An 18699-nucleotide genomic window follows, 5' to 3' on the forward strand; every position below is an offset into this window, starting at 1 on the left:
GGCCCCGCGTCGGGGAGGGCGCCCGCTCACACCCAGCCGGCGAACTCCAGCAGCAGTTCGGCGTCGCGGGGGCGGCCCACCCGGCCCGCTCGTACGCCCGACTCGACCGCACGGAACAGGGTCCAGCCGCGCAGGCGTTCCTGGTCCACTTCCAGGGACTCGGCGAGGCGCTTGATGCGGCGCCGGGTGATCGAGGCTCCCGAGGGCGAGGCGATCAGGTCCTCCACCCGGTCGCGGACCAGCCGGGCCAGGTCGAAGGCGCACTCGCCGACCACCGGGTCGGGTCCGACGGCCAGCCACGGGGTGCGCTCCCCGGCGAGCACCTTGCTCTGCCGGAAGGTGCCGTGCAGCAGCCGCGTCTCGGGCGGCTGCGCCAGCAGGTCGTCGCGGGCCGCGAGCGCGGCGTCGACCAGCGCGCCGATCTCCGCGTCGCCCTCCGGCTCCTCCTCCACCGCGGCGCGCATCGCCTCGGCCTGCCGCCCGGTCCGGTCCGCGACGGTCTCGAAGACGTGGCCCGCGGGCGGCTCGACCCACAGCCGCCGCAGCGTCCCGGCCGCTTCCAGCAGGGCCTTCGCCTCGGGCAGCGTCCGCACGGACACGTCCGGGTGCAGCCGCTCCAGCAGCAGGACGCCGTGGGTGTCACCGGGATTGAGGAGACGCACCGCGCCGCGGCCGTCCCAGTGCGCCAGTGCCGCCCGCTCGCTCTCGGGGCGTGCACGGTCCGGGGCCAGTTTCAGTACGGCGGGCGTCTGGTCGGCCTGTTTCACCAGCACGACCAGGCTGCTGCGGCCGCCCGGCGCCTGGACCCGCTCGGCGGCCAACTCGCGCTGCTCCAGCGCCTGTTGTGCCAGCTCGGGCAGCTTCTCCAGCCACGCCTCGGCCCCGTCGGCCCCCTGTGACCCGCTCCGCCTGTTCTCGCCGAGTGCCCGCAGAAGGCGCTGTGGCGGTTCGAAGACCATGCGCGAGTCCATGCGCGAGATGTTTCCTTCCAGGTCGCGTTACGCCGGCGAGGACGCCGTGGGCGTCGGGGTGCCCGCCCGCTCGGCGAGCCCAGGGAAGGCTACGCTCTCGCCGTTCCAGCGCACCGCCCGGACCGCCGCCTCGCGCAGCGCCCCGGCCGCGGTGCGCCGCTGATCACCCGTCGTGGCGCGGACGAGGTCCGAGTAAACGGCGGCCACCCGCTCCTCCAGCTCGGCCGCGAACCGGACGGCGGTGGGGGAGTCCGTCACCGGGAACGGCAGGACGTACGCCGCCGACGCGGCCTCGGGCGTGCCGCCGAGGTCCTTCACCGCCCGCACGAGCGCGTCACGGCGTGCCCGATGGGCGTCGTACGCCGCCCGGGCGTCGCTCCTCCGCTTCTCGCCGATCTTGCCGCCGACGACGCCGTAGCCGTACACGGCGGCGTGCTCGGCGGCCAGGGCGGCCTGCAGGGCCTTGAGTTCGGCTTCCTCTGTCCTGTCCCGCTTGCTCACTTGGCCGCCTCCGTCAGCAGATACGCGTGGGCGGCGCCCGCCGCCGCCACCGAGGCCAGCAGCCTGGCCAGTTCCCCCGGGAGTTCGACCAGGGCCTGTGTCCGCTCGTCCGCGAGCGCGAGTTCGGCGGTGGCCAGCTCGGACAGGGCGTCCTCGGGCCGCGCGGCGACGTCGGACGACGCACTCGCCGACGCCGACGCCGAAGCCGAAGCCGAACCGGAAGGGGAAGCGGTGGGCGAATCCGAGGCCGACCCGGATGCCGCGCCGGAGGCCGAGGCGGACGGGGACGCCGACGAGCCCGCGCTGCTGCCCGCGCCGAACGCCCGTGCGTGCCCGACGACGTCCGCCCGCAGCGGGGCGAGCTTCTTCTCCAGGTCCGGATGCGCGGCGATCACCGCGGTGTACCGGCCCGCGAGGGTCGTACTGTCGCGGGCCGCACGCGCGCGTGCCCGGTCGGCGAGCGAGGGGCGGCTGCCGCCGGTCGTGTCGCCGGACGGCTCGTCGGCGGAACAGCCCGCGAGGGCGAAGGTGCCCGCGGCGGCCGCGAGCAGGGTCCTGCGGCGCGGACCCGACGGGGTGCGTGACGAGAGAGGGAACGGCACGACAGACGTCCTCGGAGGGCTCGTACGAATGTATGGGCGAGCTGCCCGTGATCACGGTACCCGCGCCGAAGCCGATCATCGTCCAGCGGCTCTCTCCCATCTGTCGGTGAGGTGTCCCGTGGCCCCCGCTTCCGCGGCTCCCGGCGCGGGAGCGCAGGCACCGGTGGACGGCAACACCCTCCGCGACCGGATACCCTTTGACCTGACACGCGACCAACCCACAACAGCAGACGCGGCCGAGGAGTCACCCGGATGAGCACGACCCAGAGCGAGAGGCTGCGAGAACTGCTGGATCCGCTCGTGACCTCCCAGGGACTCGATCTGGAAGAGATCGAAGTGGAGTCCGTCGGCCGGAAGCGTGTTCTGCGCGTCGTCGTGGACTCGGACGAAGGTGCCGACCTGGACGCGATCGCCGATGTGAGCCGCGCGCTCTCGGCGAAGCTCGACGAGACGGACGCGATGGGCGAGGGCGAGTACACCCTCGAGGTCGGAACCCCCGGTGCCGAGCGCGAGCTCAAGGAGCACCGCCACTACGTACGTGCCACCGACCGGCTGGTGAAGTTCCAGCTGGCGGACGGCGACGACCTGATCGCACGGATCCTGAACGTCGAGGACGACGGACTCGACGTCGAGGTGCCGGGTGTGAAGGGGCGCAAGCCCACCGCCCGCCGGCTCGCCTTCGAGGACGTCGCCAAGGCCCGGGTGCAGGTCGAGTTCAGCCGCAAGGACAAGAAGGAAGAGGAGGCGTAGCCGTGGACATCGACATGAGTGCCCTGCGGGGTCTGGTGCGGGAGAAGGAGATCTCCTTCGACCTGCTGGTCGAGGCGATCGAGTCGGCCCTCCTCATCGCCTACCACCGCACCGAGGGAAGCCGCCGCCACGCGCGCGTCAAGCTCGACCGGGAGACCGGCCACGTGACGGTGTGGGCGAAGGAGGACCCTCAGGACCTGGAGGAGGGGCAGGAGGCGCGCGAGTTCGACGACACCCCGTCCGACTTCGGGCGGATCGCCGCGACCACCGCCAAGCAGGTCATTTTGCAGCGTCTGCGGGACGCCGAGGACGACGCGACCCTCGGTGAGTACGCGGGCCGCGAGGGCGACATCGTCACCGGCGTGGTCCAGCAGGGCCGCGACCCGAAGAACGTGCTCGTCGACATCGGCAAGCTGGAGGCCATCCTGCCGGTGCAGGAGCAGGTTCCCGGCGAGACCTACGAGCACGGGCTGCGCCTGCGCTCGTACGTCGTGCGGGTGGCCAAGGGCGTCCGCGGTCCGTCGGTGACGCTCTCGCGCACGCACCCCAGCCTCGTGAAGAAGCTTTTCGCGCTGGAGGTTCCGGAGATCGCCGACGGTTCCGTCGAGATCGCCGCGATCGCCCGCGAGGCCGGCCACCGCACGAAGATCGCCGTCCGGTCCACCCGGAGCGGCCTGAACGCCAAGGGCGCCTGCATCGGCCCGATGGGCGGCCGGGTGCGCAACGTGATGGCCGAGCTGAACGGCGAGAAGATCGACATCGTCGACTGGTCGGACGACCCGGCGGACATGGTGGCGAACGCGCTCTCCCCGGCGCGCGTCTCCAAGGTGGAGGTCGTCGACCTCGCCGCCCGTTCCGCGCGCGTGACGGTGCCCGACTACCAGCTGTCACTGGCGATCGGCAAGGAGGGCCAGAACGCCCGCCTCGCCGCCCGTCTGACGGGCTGGCGGATCGACATCCGTCCGGACACCGAACAGCCTGCCGACCAGCACGGCGAGTGATCGGGGAATAGATCCGCGCCACGAGTGGCTTGGATCACGACAACAACCGTTCGATTCTTGCCCCAAAGGGGTGAGGTCGTTACGGGGAGGTAGACTTAAGAGTGTCTGGCCGGACGCGAGCCCGCGCATGCCCTGAACGCACCTGTGTGGGGTGCCGGGAGCGAGCGGCCAAGAGAGACTTGCTGCGCATCGTGGCGGTCGAGGGCGAATGCGTCCCCGATCATCGCGGTACGCTGCCCGGCCGGGGTGCGTACGTGCATTCCGCCCTGGTCTGTCTCGACCTGGCGATCCGCCGCCGGGCGATCCCACGGGCGCTGCGCGCTCCGGGACCGCTCGACACCGCGGCTCTTCGCCTCCACGTCGAGCAGGCAACACCGTAAGAAGCGTCGCGCGGAACCCCCGTGCGGCCCTGGTACCCCGCGAGTTGGAAGTAGGTCGAGATTGCGATGAGCACTCGATGAGCACGCGATGAGTACGCCCATGAAGTAGCGACGGTCCGGACGCAAACCCGGACCTAAAAGGAGCGAAGTGGCTAAGGTCCGGGTATACGAACTCGCCAAGGAGTTCGGCGTAGAGAGCAAGGTCGTCATGGCCAAGCTCCAAGAACTCGGTGAATTCGTCCGTTCGGCGTCCTCGACGATCGAGGCGCCCGTCGTACGTAAACTGACAGATGCCCTCCAGCAGGGCGGCGGTGGCGGCAAGCCGGCACCGCGCAAGGCGACCCCGGCCAAGCCGGGCGCCCCCTCTCCGGCGCAGGCTGCCCGTCCGGCCGCCCCGCGCCCGCCGGCCCCGAAGCCGGCCGCGGCGGAGACGCCCGCGGCTGCTCCGGTGACGCCGGCCGCGCCGGGTCCCCGTCCGGGTCCCAAGCCCGCGCCGAAGCCCGCTCCGGCGGCTCCGGCTCCGGCCGCGCCCGAGTTCACCGCGCCTCCGTCGGCGCCGACGACTCCCGCGGCTCCTGCGGCATCCTCTGCCCCCTCGGCTCCCGCCGCGGGTGCCCGTCCGGGCGCTCCGCGTCCCGGCGGCCAGGCTCCGCGCCCCGGCGCCCGTCCCGCCGGTGGCCCCGGCCAGGGCGGTCAGGGCCGTGGTGACCGTCCCGAGCGCGGCGACCGTCAGGGCGCTCCGCGTCCCGGCGGCCAGGCCCCGCGTCCCGGTGGCGCCCGTCCGGCGGGTCCCCGTCCGGGCAACAACCCGTTCACCTCTGGTGGCTCCACCGGCATGGCGCGCCCGCAGGCGCCCCGTCCGGGCGGTGCCCCGCGTCCCGGCGGCGGTGCCGGTGGCCCCGGTGCCCCGCGCCCGCAGGGTGCCGGTCAGGACCGTGGTCCCCGTCCGCAGGGCGGTCCCGGTGGCGCTCCGCGTCCCCAGGGTGGTCCCGGTGGCGCGCGTCCGACCCCGGGCGGCATGCCCCGTCCGCAGGGTGGCGCTCCGCGTCCCGGCGGTGGCCCCGGTGGCAACCGTCCGAACCCCGGCATGATGCCGCAGCGTCCCGCTGCGGGTAGCCCGCGTCCCGGCGGTGGCCCCGGTGGCCGCGGTCCGGGTGGCGGCGGCGGTCGTCCCGGTGGTCCCGGTGGCGGCGGTCGTCCCGGTGGCGGCGGCTTCGCCGGTCGTCCCGGTGGCGGCGGTGGCGGCTTCGCCGGTCGTCCGGCCGGTCCCGGTGGCGGTGGCGGCGGCTTCGCCGGTCGTCCCGGTGGTCCCGGCGGCGGCGGTGGCCGTCCCGGCTTCGGCGGTCGTCCGGGTGGTCCCGGTGGCCGTGGTGGCACGCAGGGCGCCTTCGGCCGTCCCGGCGGTCCCGCGCGTCGTGGTCGCAAGTCGAAGCGGCAGAGGCGCCAGGAATACGAGGCCATGCAGGCCCCGTCCGTCGGCGGCGTGATGCTGCCTCGCGGCAACGGACAGTCCGTCCGCCTGTCGCGCGGTGCCTCCCTCACCGACTTCGCCGAGAAGATCGGCGCCAACCCGGCGTCGCTCGTCGGCGTGATGATGAACCTCGGCGAGATGGTCACTGCCACGCAGTCCGTCTCCGACGAGACGCTGAAGCTCCTCGCGGACGAGATGAACTTCGTCCTCGAGATCGTCAGCCCCGAGGAGGAGGACCGCGAGCTGCTCGAGTCCTTCGACATCGAGTTCGGCGAGGACGAGGGCGACGAGGACGACCTCGTGGTCCGTCCGCCGGTCGTGACCGTCATGGGTCACGTCGACCACGGTAAGACCCGCCTTCTCGACACCATCCGCAAGACGAACGTCGTCGCGGGCGAGGCCGGCGGAATCACGCAGCACATCGGTGCGTACCAGGTCGCGACCGAGGTCAACGGTGAAGAGCGCAGGATCACCTTCATCGACACCCCCGGTCACGAGGCGTTCACCGCCATGCGTGCCCGTGGTGCCAAGTCGACCGACATCGCGATCCTCGTGGTGGCGGCCAACGACGGCGTGATGCCCCAGACGATCGAGGCGCTGAACCACGCCAAGGCGGCCGAGGTGCCGATCGTGGTCGCGGTCAACAAGATCGACGTCGAGGGCGCGGACCCGACCAAGGTGCGCGGTCAGCTCACCGAGTTCGGTCTGGTGGCCGAGGAGTACGGCGGCGACACGATGTTCGTCGACATCTCCGCCAAGCAGGGCCTCAACATCGAGAGCCTGCTGGAGGCCGTGGTCCTCACCGCGGACGCCTCGCTCGACCTGCGGGCCAACCCGGAGCAGGACGCGCAGGGTATTGCGATCGAGTCCCACCTCGACCGCGGCCGCGGTGCCGTTTCGACGGTCCTGGTCCAGCGCGGCACGCTGCGCATCGGCGACACCATGGTGGTCGGCGACGCGTACGGCCGTGTCCGGGCGATGCTCGACGACAACGGCAACAACGTCGAGGAAGCGGGTCCGTCGACCCCCGTCCTGGTCCTGGGTCTCACCAACGTCCCGGGTGCCGGCGACAACTTCCTGGTCGTCGACGAGGACCGCACGGCGCGTCAGATCGCCGAGAAGCGGGCGGCGCGCGAGCGCAACGCCAACTTCGCCCGCCGGGGTGTCCGGTTCTCCCTGGAGAACCTGGACGAGGCCCTCAAGGCCGGTCTGGTGCAGGAACTCAACCTCATCATCAAGGGCGACGCGTCCGGTTCGGTGGAGGCTCTCGAGTCCTCGCTGCTCCAGCTCGACGTCGGCGACGAGGTCGACATCCGTGTCCTGCACCGCGGTGTGGGTGCGGTCACCGAGTCCGACATCAACCTGGCGACCGGCTCCGACGCCATCGTCATCGGCTTCAACGTCCGCGCTGCGGGCCGCGCGGCGCAGATGGCGGAGCGCGAGGGCGTCGACGTCCGGTACTACTCGGTGATCTACCAGGCCATCGAGGAGATCGAGGCGGCCCTGAAGGGCATGCTGAAGCCGGAGTACGAGGAGGTCGAGCTCGGCACGGCGGAGATCCGCGAGGTCTTCAAGTCGTCCAAGCTGGGCAACATCGCCGGTGTCCTGGTCCGGTCGGGCGAGGTCAAGCGCAACACGAAGGCGCGCCTCATCCGCGACGGCAAGGTCATCGCGGAGAGCCTCAACATCTCCGGGCTGCGTCGCTTCAAGGACGACGTCACCGAGATCCGCGAAGGGTTCGAGGGCGGTATCAACCTCGGCAACTTCAACGACATCAAGGTCGACGACGTCATCGCGACGTACGAGATGCGCGAGAAGCCGCGGTCGTAACGCGGTGGTGTGAGCTGGCCGGCGGTGACCTGTCACCGCCGGCCAGTTTTCCGTCTGCCCGGGCGATGTACCGCCCCGGACGGACGGCGGGGCCGGTCGCACGGTTGTCCGCGCCCCTCGGGGCGCCGAATATCCGTCGAGCGGCCCCACCCGTTCGTTGTACGGTTCAGAGGTCCCTGCCAAGCGCATTGGCAGGTCGTCTATCCCGTACCGGCGGGACATCCGGTTACACATGTATGTGGGGACGCTGTCCTTCGATCTCCTCCTCGGCGATGTTCACTCGCTGAAGGAGAAACGCTCTCTCGTCCGGCCGATCGTCGCGGAACTCCAGCGGAAGTACGCGGTGAGTGCCGCCGAGACGGGGAACCAGGATCTTCACCGCAGGGCAGAGATCGGCCTGGCGGTGGTCTCCGGAGACACCCAGCATCTGTCCGACCTCCTGGACCGGTGCGAACGCCTGGTCGCGGGACGGCCGGAAGTGGAACTGCTGTCGGTACGGCGCAGACTCCACACAGACGAAGACTGACGAAACAAGCAAGGCGAAGAAGGAGACGGACCAGTGGCCGACAACGCGCGGGCGAAGAGGCTGGCGGACCTCATCCGAGAGGTGGTGGCCCAGAAGCTGCAGCGCGGGATCAAGGACCCGCGGCTCGGCACTCACGTCACCATCACGGACACCCGGGTCACCGGGGACCTCCGGGAGGCTACCGTCTTCTACACGGTGTACGGGGACGACGAGGAGCGCGCGGCGGCCGCCGCGGGCCTGGAGAGCGCCAAGGGCGTGCTCCGCTCGGCGGTCGGCGCCGCGGCGGGCGTGAAGTTCACGCCGTCGCTGACGTTCGTCGCGGACGCCCTGCCGGACACCGCCAAGACCATCGAGGACCTCCTCGACAAGGCCCGGGCCTCGGACGAGAAGGTGCGTGAGGTCTCGGCCGGCGCGGCGTTCGCCGGTGAGGCGGACCCGTACAAGAAGCCGGGCGAGGACGACGAGGACGACGCCGCGGAATGACGGAGAAGCCCCGGACGCCCGACGGACTTGTCATTGTCGACAAGCCGTCGGGCTTCACTTCGCACGACGTGGTCGCCAAGATGCGCGGGATCGCGCGCACCCGGCGGGTCGGCCACGCAGGCACCCTCGACCCCATGGCGACGGGCGTGCTCGTCCTCGGTGTCGAGAAGGCCACCAAGCTCCTCGGACACCTCGCGCTCACCGAGAAGGAGTACCTCGGCACGATCCGGCTCGGCCAGAACACGCTGACCGACGACGCCGAGGGCGACCTCGTCTCGTCGACGGACGCCTCCGGCGTGCGGCGCGACGCGATCGACGCGGGGGTCGCCAAGCTCACCGGCGCCATCATGCAGGTGCCGTCCAAGGTCAGCGCCATCAAGATCGACGGCGTGCGCTCCTACAAGCGGGCGCGCGAGGGCGAGGACTTCGAGATCCCGGCCCGCCCGGTGACCATCTCGTCCTTCGCGGTGTACGACGTCCGTGACGCCGTCGCCGAGGACGGCACCCCCGTGGTCGACCTGGTCGTCTCGGTGGTCTGCTCGTCGGGGACGTACATCCGGGCGCTCGCCCGCGATCTCGGCGCGGACCTGGGCGTCGGCGGCCACCTCACCGCCCTGCGGCGCACCCGGGTCGGCCCCTACAAGCTGGACTCCGCGCGCACGCTCGACCAGCTCCAGGAGGAGCTGACGGTCATGCCGGTCGCGGACGCGGCCTCGGCGGCGTTCCCGCGCTGGGACGTCGACACCCGGCGCGCCCGGCTGCTGCTGAACGGTGTGCGCCTGGAGATGCCCGAGGAGTACACGGGCAGGGGCGCCGTGGCGGTCTTCGGCCCCGACGGCGAGTTCCTCGCGCTGGTCGAGGAACAGAAGGGCAAGGCCAAGAGCCTCGCCGTCTTCGGCTGAGGTCCGGCAGCGCCCGAACAGCTCCGCCCGTGGAGCGGCGGTCACGGGGTCTCGTGCCCGCCGCTCCACGGTCCCCCCTCGGTTCCCCCTCCCAAGGTCTGTCCATCCCGCCGCGTCCGTTCACCCCTTCGGGCGGGCGCTCGGAGTGAACCGAGGTGTGGAAGGGGGCGCGTTCACCACGCGATCTGTCCCGTCGATCACCCCGCGCCTACCGTCGGAACGAGGAACGCGGCGGGGAGGATCGAGCATGGCGGGACGAGGCCCGCGGACCGGGTACCCGGAGGTGCCGGACACCGTCCGCGCGATGTGGGACGGCGCCTTGGTGCGCGTCTGCGACCTGGCGGGCCGCCCCCGCGGCACGGGGTTCGCCGCCGACCATCACGGAACGGTCGTCACCAGCCACGAAGCCGTCGACGGCCTGGTCCGGCTCGTGCTGCACTCCGGTGACCGCAGCTGTGTGGTGACGGCCGACGCCGTGGTCCCGCTGCCCGACGCCGGTCTGGCGCTCGTCCGCACCGAGGGCCTCGGCGTCGACCCGCTTCCCGTCTCCGTGCGGGACCACGTCGCGACCGGCACCTACGTCAGGATCGCGGCGGGCACCTGGCGCGAGGCGCGGGTGCTGGAGACGTCCGCCGTGACGTACACCGCCACCGACCGCCGCCATCTCCTGCGCGGTGTACTGGAGTTGGCGATCGGCACCGCGGGCGCGGACGCCCTCCGGCTGGGCGGCGGAGCGGCCGGGGGACCGGTCGTCGACGCTGCCACCGGCACCGTGGTCGCGGTCCTCGGCACCGCCCTGCTCCCGCGGACCGAGCACGGCACCGGCCCGGGTGACTCCGCCGTCCACCGGGCTCCCGGCTTCGCCGTCCCCCTGCGCGGCATCCCCGGCCCCCTCGCCGAGCTGCTCGCCCGCAACGCGGCGACGGTGCCCGCGTACGGGGCCGATCTGAACCTGGCCGGCGTCCTGGAGCTCACCGCGACCTCGGTCGGCTCGGACGGACCGCGTCCACCCGGCCCGCCCGGTTCGGTGGGACCGGCACCCGAACCCGTCGAACGCGCCGACGTCGTCCGGGAGTTCACTGCCTTCGAGGCGGGCCGCGCCGCCGTCCTCGGGCTCGTCGGCCCGCCCGGCAGCGGCCGCACGACGGAACTGGCGGCCCTCGCCGCACGCCGCTCCCAGGGGCCGGAACCCGCCCCCACCCTGTGGCTGCGCGGCGCCGACCTCCTCGCCGGGGACAGCTCGGTGGCCGACGCGGCGACGCGCGCGCTGGAGCGCGCCGGGCGGATCGTGGCGGCGTCGCGACAGAACCCGGGAGGGGAACCGGGCGAGGACCCGCGCCGACCGGCCGGCGCGGAACTGCTGCCTCCCGCCGGGTACGCCGGGGAGCTGGGTGACATCGGGCCGGACCGGCTGGCCCGGCTGGCGCGTGCCGCAGGCCGGCCACTGCTGCTCCTGCTGGACGGCCCGGAGGAGATGCCGCCCGAGCCGGCCCACCGGCTGCCGGTCTGGACGGAGGCGACGGCGGCCTGGCTGGCGGAGACCGGAGCGCGGCTCGTCATCGGCTGCCGGGCGGAGTACTGGGAACACGCCGGAGCGGAGTTCCCCGCGGAGCTGTTGCACGGGCCAGGGACCGGGAGCCCGGTCTTCCCGGGCGGTCCTCCCGCGCGGGCGGCGGGCCCGCCCCTGCCTCCCTGCGTGCGGCTCGGGGACCTGACGGAGGAGGAGGCCGCACGGGCCCGGTCGCGCGCCGGGATCCCCGAAGGCGTGCTCGCCGGCGCCGACGCCCGCCATCCCCTCGTGCTGCGGCTGCTCTCCGAGGTCCGCGCCGCGCTGCCGGACCCGCCGGGCGACGCGCTCGACCGTGACGCCGTGTTCGCCGCCCACCTCGACCTGATGTGCCTGCGGGTCGCCGTCCGGCTCGCCGCGGCGAACGGCGTGCGGGGCACCGCCGTACGCAGACTCGCCGCCCGGGTCTCCGGCCAGGTGCACGAGGCGGCGCGGCGCAGTCTGGGGCCCGGCCAGGGCGAGCTGGACCGCGCGTCCTTCGAAGCCGTCTTCCCCTGGGGACCGGCACCGGGACCGCGCTTCGCCGGCACCACGGGCTGGGCGTCCGCCGTCCTCACCGAAGGGCTCCTCGTCCCGGCCGGCGACGGCTACCGGTTCGCCCATGAGGAGCTGGCCGACTGGATCCAGGGCACGCACCTCGATCTGGACGGCGCGCTGCACACCCTGGTCCACCGGGCGCGCACCGCCGCCGGCACCGACCAGGTTTCCGGGCACGCCGACGCCACCGCCCCGAGCCGCCGCCGCACCCGCCGCGCCCCCGCGCCGCCGGAGGCATCGAAGGGCGCCATGCGGGCCTCGGCGGCCTCCCGCAGGTCGTCGGGGGCCGCGGTCCCCGTGCCCCGTCATCGCATCGGCCCCGTCGTCGAGACCCTGCTGCTGCTCGGCCGTCAACAAGGGCCCGCCGAACTGACCCTCCGTCTGGAGGACCTCCTGCAGGCGGTGGACGACCTTCTTCCGCCGGGGCGGGACCCGGCGGGCGACGCGCTCTGGTGGGCCGGCCACCTCTGTGCCGACGTCCTGCTCCGGGTGCCCGACGCGACGCCGTACACCGGCGTCCTCGTGCTGCTCACCGAGCGGATCGTGGCCTGGCGGCAGCAGGGCCGGGACGTACCGGCGCCCTTCGGCCCGGCGTTCTGGGCCGCCGTGCCGCTGCCGCCCGCCGAACGCTTCGACCTGCTCAGGCGCCTGGTCGTCACCGACGCCCGCCGGACCGGGGCGGCCGACGCGATCCTCCCCGGAGAACCGCAGGCCGCACCGCGCCATCTCGACACCGTCGCCCGCCTCCTCGCCGAGGACCCCCCGGCCGTGCAGCCGCATCTCACCCGCTGGTTCGACGACGAGCGGGAGCTGCCGGCGATGCCGCACGCGACCGTGGCGGCGGCCGCGCAGGCCCTGCTGTACGCCCACCGGCGGAGGGCTCTGGACGACCTGGCGGAGGCGCTGGTCGACTGCGCGCACCGGCGCGGTGACGAACTGCTGGCCGCACTGGCGGAGGAGGAGCCGTCTGCGGTGTGCCGGGCGGTGGACCGATGGGCCCACGACGAACGCCCGGCCCGCCGGGTCGCCGCCGTCGCGTTCGGGCTGCGCGCCGCGCCGTTCGCGGCCACCGGAGCCGACCGCGAGCTGCTGCGCTACGCCGCGCTCGCCGTGCTCGCCCGCCCCACCGACGCCACACTGCACGGCGGCGCCCTCGGCATCCTCGTCCGGGACCCGCGCACCCGGGAGCCGTATCTGCCCCAGGCGCTGGAGCGCTTCGCGGCCGGAGACGCGCGGCTGTCGCCGGACACCCTGGTCGCCGCGCTCGCCACCCACCCGGAGCCGGTGTTCGCCGCCTTCCGCGAGCGGCTGCGGCGCCCGGGCCCGGACACGGCCGAGCTGCTGCGCACCCTCGCCGACGTCACCACACCCGCACTCGCCCGCCGGGTCGCCACGCTGGTCCGCGAGGCCGTGGAGACCCGCCCGGAGACCGCCCCGCACATCGCCGCGTTCGTCGAGCGGCGTCTGGACCACGGCGAAAGCGCCCACCTCGTGCTCTTCCCCCTGGTCAGCGGCCTGCTCGCGGGGTGTTCCCGCGCGGTGCGGACAGCCCTCGCGCAGGTCCTCGCCGCACCCGACGCCACGGCGTCCGCCCCGCTGCGGCGCGAACTGCTCGACCTGCTGCTGGCCCACGAGCGGGACCCCGTCGTCCTCGACACGGTCCTGAGCGCCGCCGCCCACGGCTTCGGCCCGCGCGGCGAGGAATCCACCCGCGACCTGGTGCACCGCGTCGGCCGCCTCCTCGTCCGCACCCCCGCCGGAGCCACCGGATTCGACCGCGGACTCGTCGATCTGGCCCGGCGCGTCCCGGGCTTCGCGTCCCTGATGGCCCGCTGGCTGAACGGCACGCCCGACGACTGGTCCTCCGTCGTGGGCCCCAGCACCCGCCGCATGATCGAGAACCTCGCGGGGCCGCGGGTCCCGGCCTGAGCCCGCCGTGAACGGCTCCCGGCGCTGAGCGATGTGTCACAGCCCGATGCCGATGCGAGCGGCGCCCGTCCGGCATGGCACCCTTAGAGCTGCGAATGAGGCAATCACGGACACGGGTTCGACAAGGAGCGGTCACAGTGCAGCGCTGGCGTGGCTTGGAGGACATCCCCGAGGACTGGGGGCGCAGCGTCGTCACCATCGGTTCCTACGACGGGGTGCACCGCGGACACCAGCTGATCATCCGGCATGCCGTGGACCGCGCCCGCGAGCTGGGCGTCCCCTCCGTCGTGGTCACCTTCGACCCGCACCCCAGCGAGGTGGTCCGCCCCGGCAGCCACCCGCCGCTGCTCGCCCCGCACCACCGCCGCGCCGAACTGATGGCCGACCTGGGCGTGGACGCGCTGCTGATCCTGCCGTTCACCACCGAGTTCTCGAAGCTGTCGCCCGCCGACTTCGTGGTCAAGGTGCTCGTCGACAAGCTGCACGCCAAGGCCGTCGTCGAGGGCCCCAACTTCCGCTTCGGCCACAAGGCCGCGGGCAACGTCGACTTCCTGCGCGAGCAGGGCAAGACGTACGACTTCGAGGTCGAGGTCGTGGACCTGTACGTGAGCGGCGCGGCCGGCGGCGGTGAGCCGTTCTCCTCGACGCTCACCCGCCGGCTGGTCGCCGAGGGCGATGTCGAGGGGGCGCGCGAGATCCTCGGACGCCCGCACCGTGTCGAGGGCGTCGTCGTGCGGGGTGCCCAGCGCGGCCGTGAACTCGGCTTCCCCACGGCGAACGTCGAGACCCTCCCGCACACCGCGATCCCCGCCGACGGCGTCTACGCGGGCTGGCTGCACGCCCAGGGCGAGATCATGCCCGCCGCGATCTCGGTCGGCACGAACCCCCAGTTCGACGGCACCGAGCGCACCGTCGAGGCGTACGCCATCGACCGCGTCGGCCTCGACCTCTACGGCCTGCACGTCGCCGTCGACTTCCTCGCCTTCGTCCGTGGCCAGGCCCGCTTCGACTCCATCGAGGACCTGCTGGTGGCCATCGCGGACGACGTGAAGCGGTCGCGGGAGATGATCGAGGCGTACCCGGGCGAGTAGCCCCCGCCCCACGACATGACGGAGCGGCCGGTGCCCTGATGGGCGCCGGCCGCTCCGTCATGTCGTCACGTCTCGTGGGCGGCCGCCGTGCCGCGCCCGGTCACGCCTCGGCCCGTACCGCCCGCGCCCAGTGGCAGGCCACCTGGGTCCCGCCCGCGCCGTCCAGCACCGCCAGGTCCTGTCCCCGGCAGGCGCCCGCGACACCCGCCCGCTCCGCCTCCCCGCTCGCCAGCACCTGGCAGCGGGCGTGGAAGCGGCAGCCGCCCGGGATGCGGGAGGGGTCCGGGGGCTCGCCCCCGAGCACCACCGGATCGCCCGGAGCCTCGGGGAGGACGGACAACAGGGCCTGTGTGTACGGGTGCTGAGGTGAGGTCAGGACCTGTTCGACGGGACCGGTCTCCACGATCCGGCCGAGGTACATGACCGCGACCCGGTCGGCGATGTTCCACGCGAGGCCCAGGTCATGGGTCACCACCAGCGCGGACAGGCCGAGTTCGTCGCGCAGCCGCAGGAGCAGCGCGAGGATCTCGCCGCGGACGGAGGCGTCGAGGGAGGCCACCGGCTCGTCGGCGACGATGAGTTCGGGCTCCAGCACCAGTGCTCCGGCGATGACGACGCGCTGACGCTGGCCGCCGGACAGTTCGTGCGGGTAACGCAGGAAGAACCGCTCGGGAGGCCGCAGACCCGCCCGGGACAGCGCCCCCGCGACCGCCGCGCGCTCGTCGCCCCCGTACCCGTGGATGCGCAGCCCCTCGGCCACCGCGTCGTACACCGTGTGGCGCGGGTTGAGCGAGCCGCTCGGATCCTGGAGGACCAGCTGGACGCGCCTGCGGTAGGCCTTCAGGGCGCGTGAGGAGTAGTCCAGCGGCCGGCCGTCGAAGGTGACACCGCCGCCGGTCGGCGGGACCAGACCGAGCAGTGAGCGGGCCAGGGTCGTCTTGCCGCATCCCGACTCGCCGACCAGGGCGACGATCTCGCCGGGCCGGATGTCGAGGTCGACGCCGTCGACGGCACGGGCACGGTCGGCGCCCTGCCGGCCGGGGAAGGCGACGTGCAGGCCCCGCGCGCTCAGCAGGGGTCCGGTGGTCACGGGGGGTGTCGTCGTCATGGCGTGCTCCTGACCGGTTCGGCGTCCACGGCCGTGCCCGCGTGGACGCAGGCGGCCCGGCGGCCGGTCCCCGCGTCCCGCAGCACCTGGTCGTCCGTCACACACGCGTCCACGGCCACCGGACAGCGGGGGTGGAAGGTGCAGCCGGACGGCAGGTCGGACGGGTCGGGCGGATCGCCGGGCAGACCGCGCGGCGCGAACCGCGACCCCGCGTCGCCGATCCGAGGGAAGGCGGCCGACAGGGCCTTTCCGTAGGGGTGTCGGGCGTTCTCGTAGACCTGTCGTGCCGGGCCCTCCTCGACGACGCGGCCCGCGTACATCACGGCCAGCCGGTCACAGGTGTCGGCCAGAACGGCGAGGTCGTGGCTGATCATGACGAGCCCCACCTCCTGCTCGCTGACGAGCTGCTCGATCAGGCGGAGGATCTGCGCCTGGATCATCACGTCGAGCGCCGTGGTCGGCTCGTCGGCGATGACGAGCCGGGGGTCGCAGGCCAACGCCATGGCGATCATGACGCGTTGGCGCTGACCGCCGGACAACTCGTGCGGGTAGGCGTCCGCGCGGGCGGCCGGCAGCCCCACCTGTTCGAGGAGTTCCCCCGTTCTCCGCCGCGCGCCCCCCGGGGTCGCCTTCTTGTGCAGCAGGATCGGCTCGGCGATCTGGTCGCCGACGCGGTGCACCGGGTTGAGCGAGTGCATCGCGCCCTGGAAGACGATCGACGCGCCCGCCCAGCGCACCGCCCGCACCCGGCCCCACTTCATCGTCAGCACGTCCTCGCCGTCGAGGACGATCTCCCCGCTCGTGTGCGTGCCCGCGGGAAGCAGCCGCAGCAGGGCCAGCGCCAGCGTGGACTTGCCGCACCCCGACTCGCCCGCGATGCCGAGCTTCTGACCCGCGTCGAGCGAGAGGTCCACCCCGCGTACGGCGGCCGCGCCGCCCGGATACGTGACGGCGAGGTTCCTGACCTCCAGCAGCCGTCGCCCGCCCGGCGTCCTGGACGCCTCCGGTGTCCTGTCGGTCGTCGTGCTCACCGTGCCACCCCCAGCTTCGGGTTGAGGACCGACTCCACCGCGCGGCCGCACAGCGTGAACGCCAGCGCGACCACCGCGATCGCGACGCCCGGCGGTACCAGGTACCACCACTTGCCCGCGCTGACCGCGCCCGCCTCCCGGGCGTCCTGGAGCAGCCCGCCCCACGACACGACCGTCGGGTCGCCGAGGCCGAGGAAGGCGAGCGTGGCCTCCGCGAGGATCGCCGACGAGATGATCAGCGTCGTCTGGGCCAGCACGAGCGGCATCACGTTGGGCAGGACGTGCCGGGTCATGATGTGCCAGTGGCCGCCGCCGAGCGCCTTGGCCCGCTCGATGTACGGCCGCGACTCCACGGCGAGGGTCTGCGCGCGCACCAGCCGGGCCGTCGTGGGCCAGGTGGTGACGCCGATCGCCAGGATGATCGTGCCCAGCGAGCGGGTCATCACGGTCGCCAGCGCGATCGCGAGGACCAGCGTCGGCATCACCAGGAACCAGTCCGTGATCCGCATCAGCACGGTCGCGTACCAGCCGCGGAAGTGCCCGGCGGTGATCCCGATCAGCGCCCCGATCGCCACCGACAGGACGGCGGCGAGCAGCCCGACCAGGAGCGAGACGCGGGCGCCCCACACCACCAGCCCCAGCAGGTTCCGCCCGAACTGGTCGGTGCCCAGCGGGAACGCGGCGCTCGGACTCTCCAGCGGGTCGCCGGGCGCGTTCGTCACGCTCTGCACGTCGGAGCCCACGGTCAGCGGGGCGGTCAGCGCGATCAGGCCGAACAGGGCGAGGGCGGCGAGTCCGAAGACGCCCGCCCGGTGTGTGCGGTACTGCTTCCAGAAGCGGACCGCGGAGCGCCGGCGGCGCTGCCGGGCGAGGGTACGGGGGCTCGACGGGACGGTCTGCGGGGTCGCTTCGGTCGTCATCGGCCCGTCCGGCTCGGTCGTGGTCATCGGCCCACCCGGGGGTCGAGCAGCGGATAGATCAGGTCGGCCAGCGTGTTCATCACGATCACCGCGGCCGCGAAGACGAAGAACAGCCCCTGCACCAGCGGCAGATCGGGCACGCTCAGCGCCTGGTAGAACAGCCCGCCGAGCCCCGGCCAGGAGAAGACCGTCTCGACGAGGATCACACCCGCGACCGTCCGGCCGAGGTTGATGAAGATCAGCGTGACCGTCGGCAGCAGCGCGTTCGGCACCGCGTGACGGCGGCGTACGAGATCGTCCCGCAGCCCCTTCGCGCGGGCCGTGGTCAGATAGTCGCTGCCCATCTCGTCGAGCAGCGCCGAACGTGTCACCAGCAGCGTCTGCCCGTACTCGACGGCGACCAGCGTCACCACCGGCAGGACCAGATGGTGGGCCACGTCGACGACGTACGCGAAGCCCTCCTTGTCGCCCGACTCCATACCGCCCGTCGGGAACAGACCGGGGACCGGTCCCATGCCCACGGAGAAGACGATGATGAGCAGCAGTCCCAGCCAGAACGACGGGATCGAGTAGAGGGTCAGCGCCAGACCCGTGTTGACGCGGTCGCTCGGCCTGCCGTGCCGCCACGCGGACCGCGTGCCGATGAAGATGCCGAGCGCCGTGTAGAGGACGAAGGCCGTCACCGTGAGCAGCAGGGTGTTCGGCAGCGCCTCGGTGATCTTGTCGATGACGGGGGCGCGGAACTGGTACGACGTGCCGAGATCGCCCGTGAGCGCCTTGCCGCAGTAGTCGGTGAACTGCTCCCACAGCGGCAGGTCGAGGCCGAACTCCTTGCGGTAGTTGGCGAGTTGCTCGGCGGACACCTGGCGGCCGCCCGTCATGTACTTGACCGGGTCGCCGGGGATGAGTCGGAACAGGAAGAAACTGGTGACGAGGACGGCGAGCAGGGAGACGGCGGCGCCGCCCAGCTTGCCCGCCACGTACCGCGGATAGGCGGTACCGGCGCGCGCCTTCCGCCCGCGGGCCGACGGCCCGGCCGGAGCCGGACCGCCGGTCGCCTCGACCAGCGAGGGTGTTGCCTCAGCGGTCATGAACCACT

At 73.1% G+C, this 18699-nt stretch carries 16 protein-coding genes; 9 read left to right on the top strand and 7 right to left on the bottom strand.

Annotated features, from left to right (window positions below; genetic code table 11):
* Positions 1–26: 26 nt before the first annotated feature.
* From B0675_RS17325 to B0675_RS40575, 3 genes are read right to left on the bottom strand one after another with little or no spacing between them, the layout of a single operon-like run.
* The gene (locus tag B0675_RS17325; protein ID WP_081221840.1) at positions 27–959 is read right to left on the bottom strand and encodes an aminoglycoside phosphotransferase family protein; all 933 of its coding nucleotides are present in this window, start codon (positions 957–959) and stop codon (positions 27–29) included.
* A gap of 39 nt (positions 960–998) precedes the next feature.
* Positions 999–1472: a ferritin-like domain-containing protein gene (locus B0675_RS40570; RefSeq protein WP_107482648.1), complete on the bottom strand. Its 474-nt coding sequence runs from the start codon at positions 1470–1472 to the stop codon at positions 999–1001.
* Positions 1469–2074, bottom strand: a complete 606-nt coding sequence (locus B0675_RS40575; RefSeq protein ID WP_107482649.1) for a hypothetical protein — start codon at positions 2072–2074, stop codon at positions 1469–1471. Before B0675_RS40575 ends, B0675_RS40570 begins: the two co-directional genes overlap by 4 nt.
* A gap of 252 nt (positions 2075–2326) precedes the next feature.
* On the opposite strand from B0675_RS40575, the gene rimP reads away from it, so the two are divergent.
* The 9 genes from rimP (at position 2327) to B0675_RS17375 (ending at position 14541) form a co-directional block, all read left to right on the top strand.
* Positions 2327–2824, top strand: a complete 498-nt coding sequence (rimP, locus tag B0675_RS17335; RefSeq protein ID WP_081219722.1) for a ribosome maturation factor RimP — start codon at positions 2327–2329, stop codon at positions 2822–2824.
* Between the two features lie 2 nt (positions 2825–2826).
* On the top strand, positions 2827–3825 hold the full coding sequence (gene nusA, locus B0675_RS17340) for a transcription termination factor NusA (protein WP_081219723.1): 999 nt from the start codon (positions 2827–2829) through the stop codon (positions 3823–3825).
* A gap of 101 nt (positions 3826–3926) precedes the next feature.
* Positions 3927–4205: a YlxR family protein gene (locus B0675_RS17345; protein ID WP_081219724.1), complete on the top strand. Its 279-nt coding sequence runs from the start codon at positions 3927–3929 to the stop codon at positions 4203–4205.
* Between the two features lie 148 nt (positions 4206–4353).
* The gene (infB, locus tag B0675_RS17350; RefSeq protein ID WP_081219725.1) at positions 4354–7506 is read left to right on the top strand and encodes a translation initiation factor IF-2; all 3153 of its coding nucleotides are present in this window, start codon (positions 4354–4356) and stop codon (positions 7504–7506) included.
* A gap of 232 nt (positions 7507–7738) precedes the next feature.
* A complete protein-coding gene (locus tag B0675_RS17355) occupies positions 7739–8032 on the top strand; it encodes a DUF503 domain-containing protein (protein ID WP_081219726.1) in 294 nt (97 codons plus the stop codon).
* Between the two features lie 33 nt (positions 8033–8065).
* The gene (gene rbfA, locus B0675_RS17360) at positions 8066–8515 is read left to right on the top strand and encodes a 30S ribosome-binding factor RbfA (protein WP_081219727.1); all 450 of its coding nucleotides are present in this window, start codon (positions 8066–8068) and stop codon (positions 8513–8515) included.
* The gene (truB, locus tag B0675_RS17365; protein WP_081219728.1) at positions 8512–9417 is read left to right on the top strand and encodes a tRNA pseudouridine(55) synthase TruB; all 906 of its coding nucleotides are present in this window, start codon (positions 8512–8514) and stop codon (positions 9415–9417) included. Before rbfA ends, truB begins: the two co-directional genes overlap by 4 nt.
* A gap of 304 nt (positions 9418–9721) precedes the next feature.
* Positions 9722–13450: a trypsin-like peptidase domain-containing protein gene (locus tag B0675_RS17370; protein WP_107482805.1), complete on the top strand. Its 3729-nt coding sequence runs from the start codon at positions 9722–9724 to the stop codon at positions 13448–13450.
* Positions 13451–13587: 137 nt separating this feature from the next.
* Positions 13588–14541, top strand: a complete 954-nt coding sequence (locus tag B0675_RS17375; protein ID WP_081219730.1) for a bifunctional riboflavin kinase/FAD synthetase — start codon at positions 13588–13590, stop codon at positions 14539–14541.
* Positions 14542–14641: 100 nt separating this feature from the next.
* Here B0675_RS17375 and B0675_RS17380 read toward each other — a convergent pair whose 3' ends face one another.
* Genes B0675_RS17380 through B0675_RS17395 form a run of 4 tightly spaced genes read right to left on the bottom strand, consistent with a single transcriptional unit; the run spans position 14642 to position 18691 of the window.
* Positions 14642–15649, bottom strand: a complete 1008-nt coding sequence (locus tag B0675_RS17380; protein WP_081219731.1) for an ABC transporter ATP-binding protein — start codon at positions 15647–15649, stop codon at positions 14642–14644.
* On the bottom strand, positions 15646–16680 hold the full coding sequence (locus B0675_RS17385) for an ABC transporter ATP-binding protein (protein WP_241539805.1): 1035 nt from the start codon (positions 16678–16680) through the stop codon (positions 15646–15648). The genes B0675_RS17380 and B0675_RS17385 overlap by 4 nt, the downstream gene beginning before the upstream one ends.
* Complete coding sequence (locus B0675_RS17390; protein ID WP_081221842.1) at positions 16677–17600, bottom strand: ABC transporter permease; 924 nt, start codon at positions 17598–17600, stop codon at positions 16677–16679. The genes B0675_RS17385 and B0675_RS17390 overlap by 4 nt, the downstream gene beginning before the upstream one ends.
* 23 nt (positions 17601–17623) lie before the next feature.
* Entirely contained in the window at positions 17624–18691 is a 1068-nt protein-coding gene (locus tag B0675_RS17395) for an ABC transporter permease (protein ID WP_081219733.1), read from the bottom strand.
* Between the last annotated feature and the right edge of the window lie 8 nt (positions 18692–18699).

Source organism: Streptomyces sp. M41(2017) (assembly GCF_002078175.1).
GTDB lineage: Bacteria > Actinomycetota > Actinomycetes > Streptomycetales > Streptomycetaceae > Streptomyces.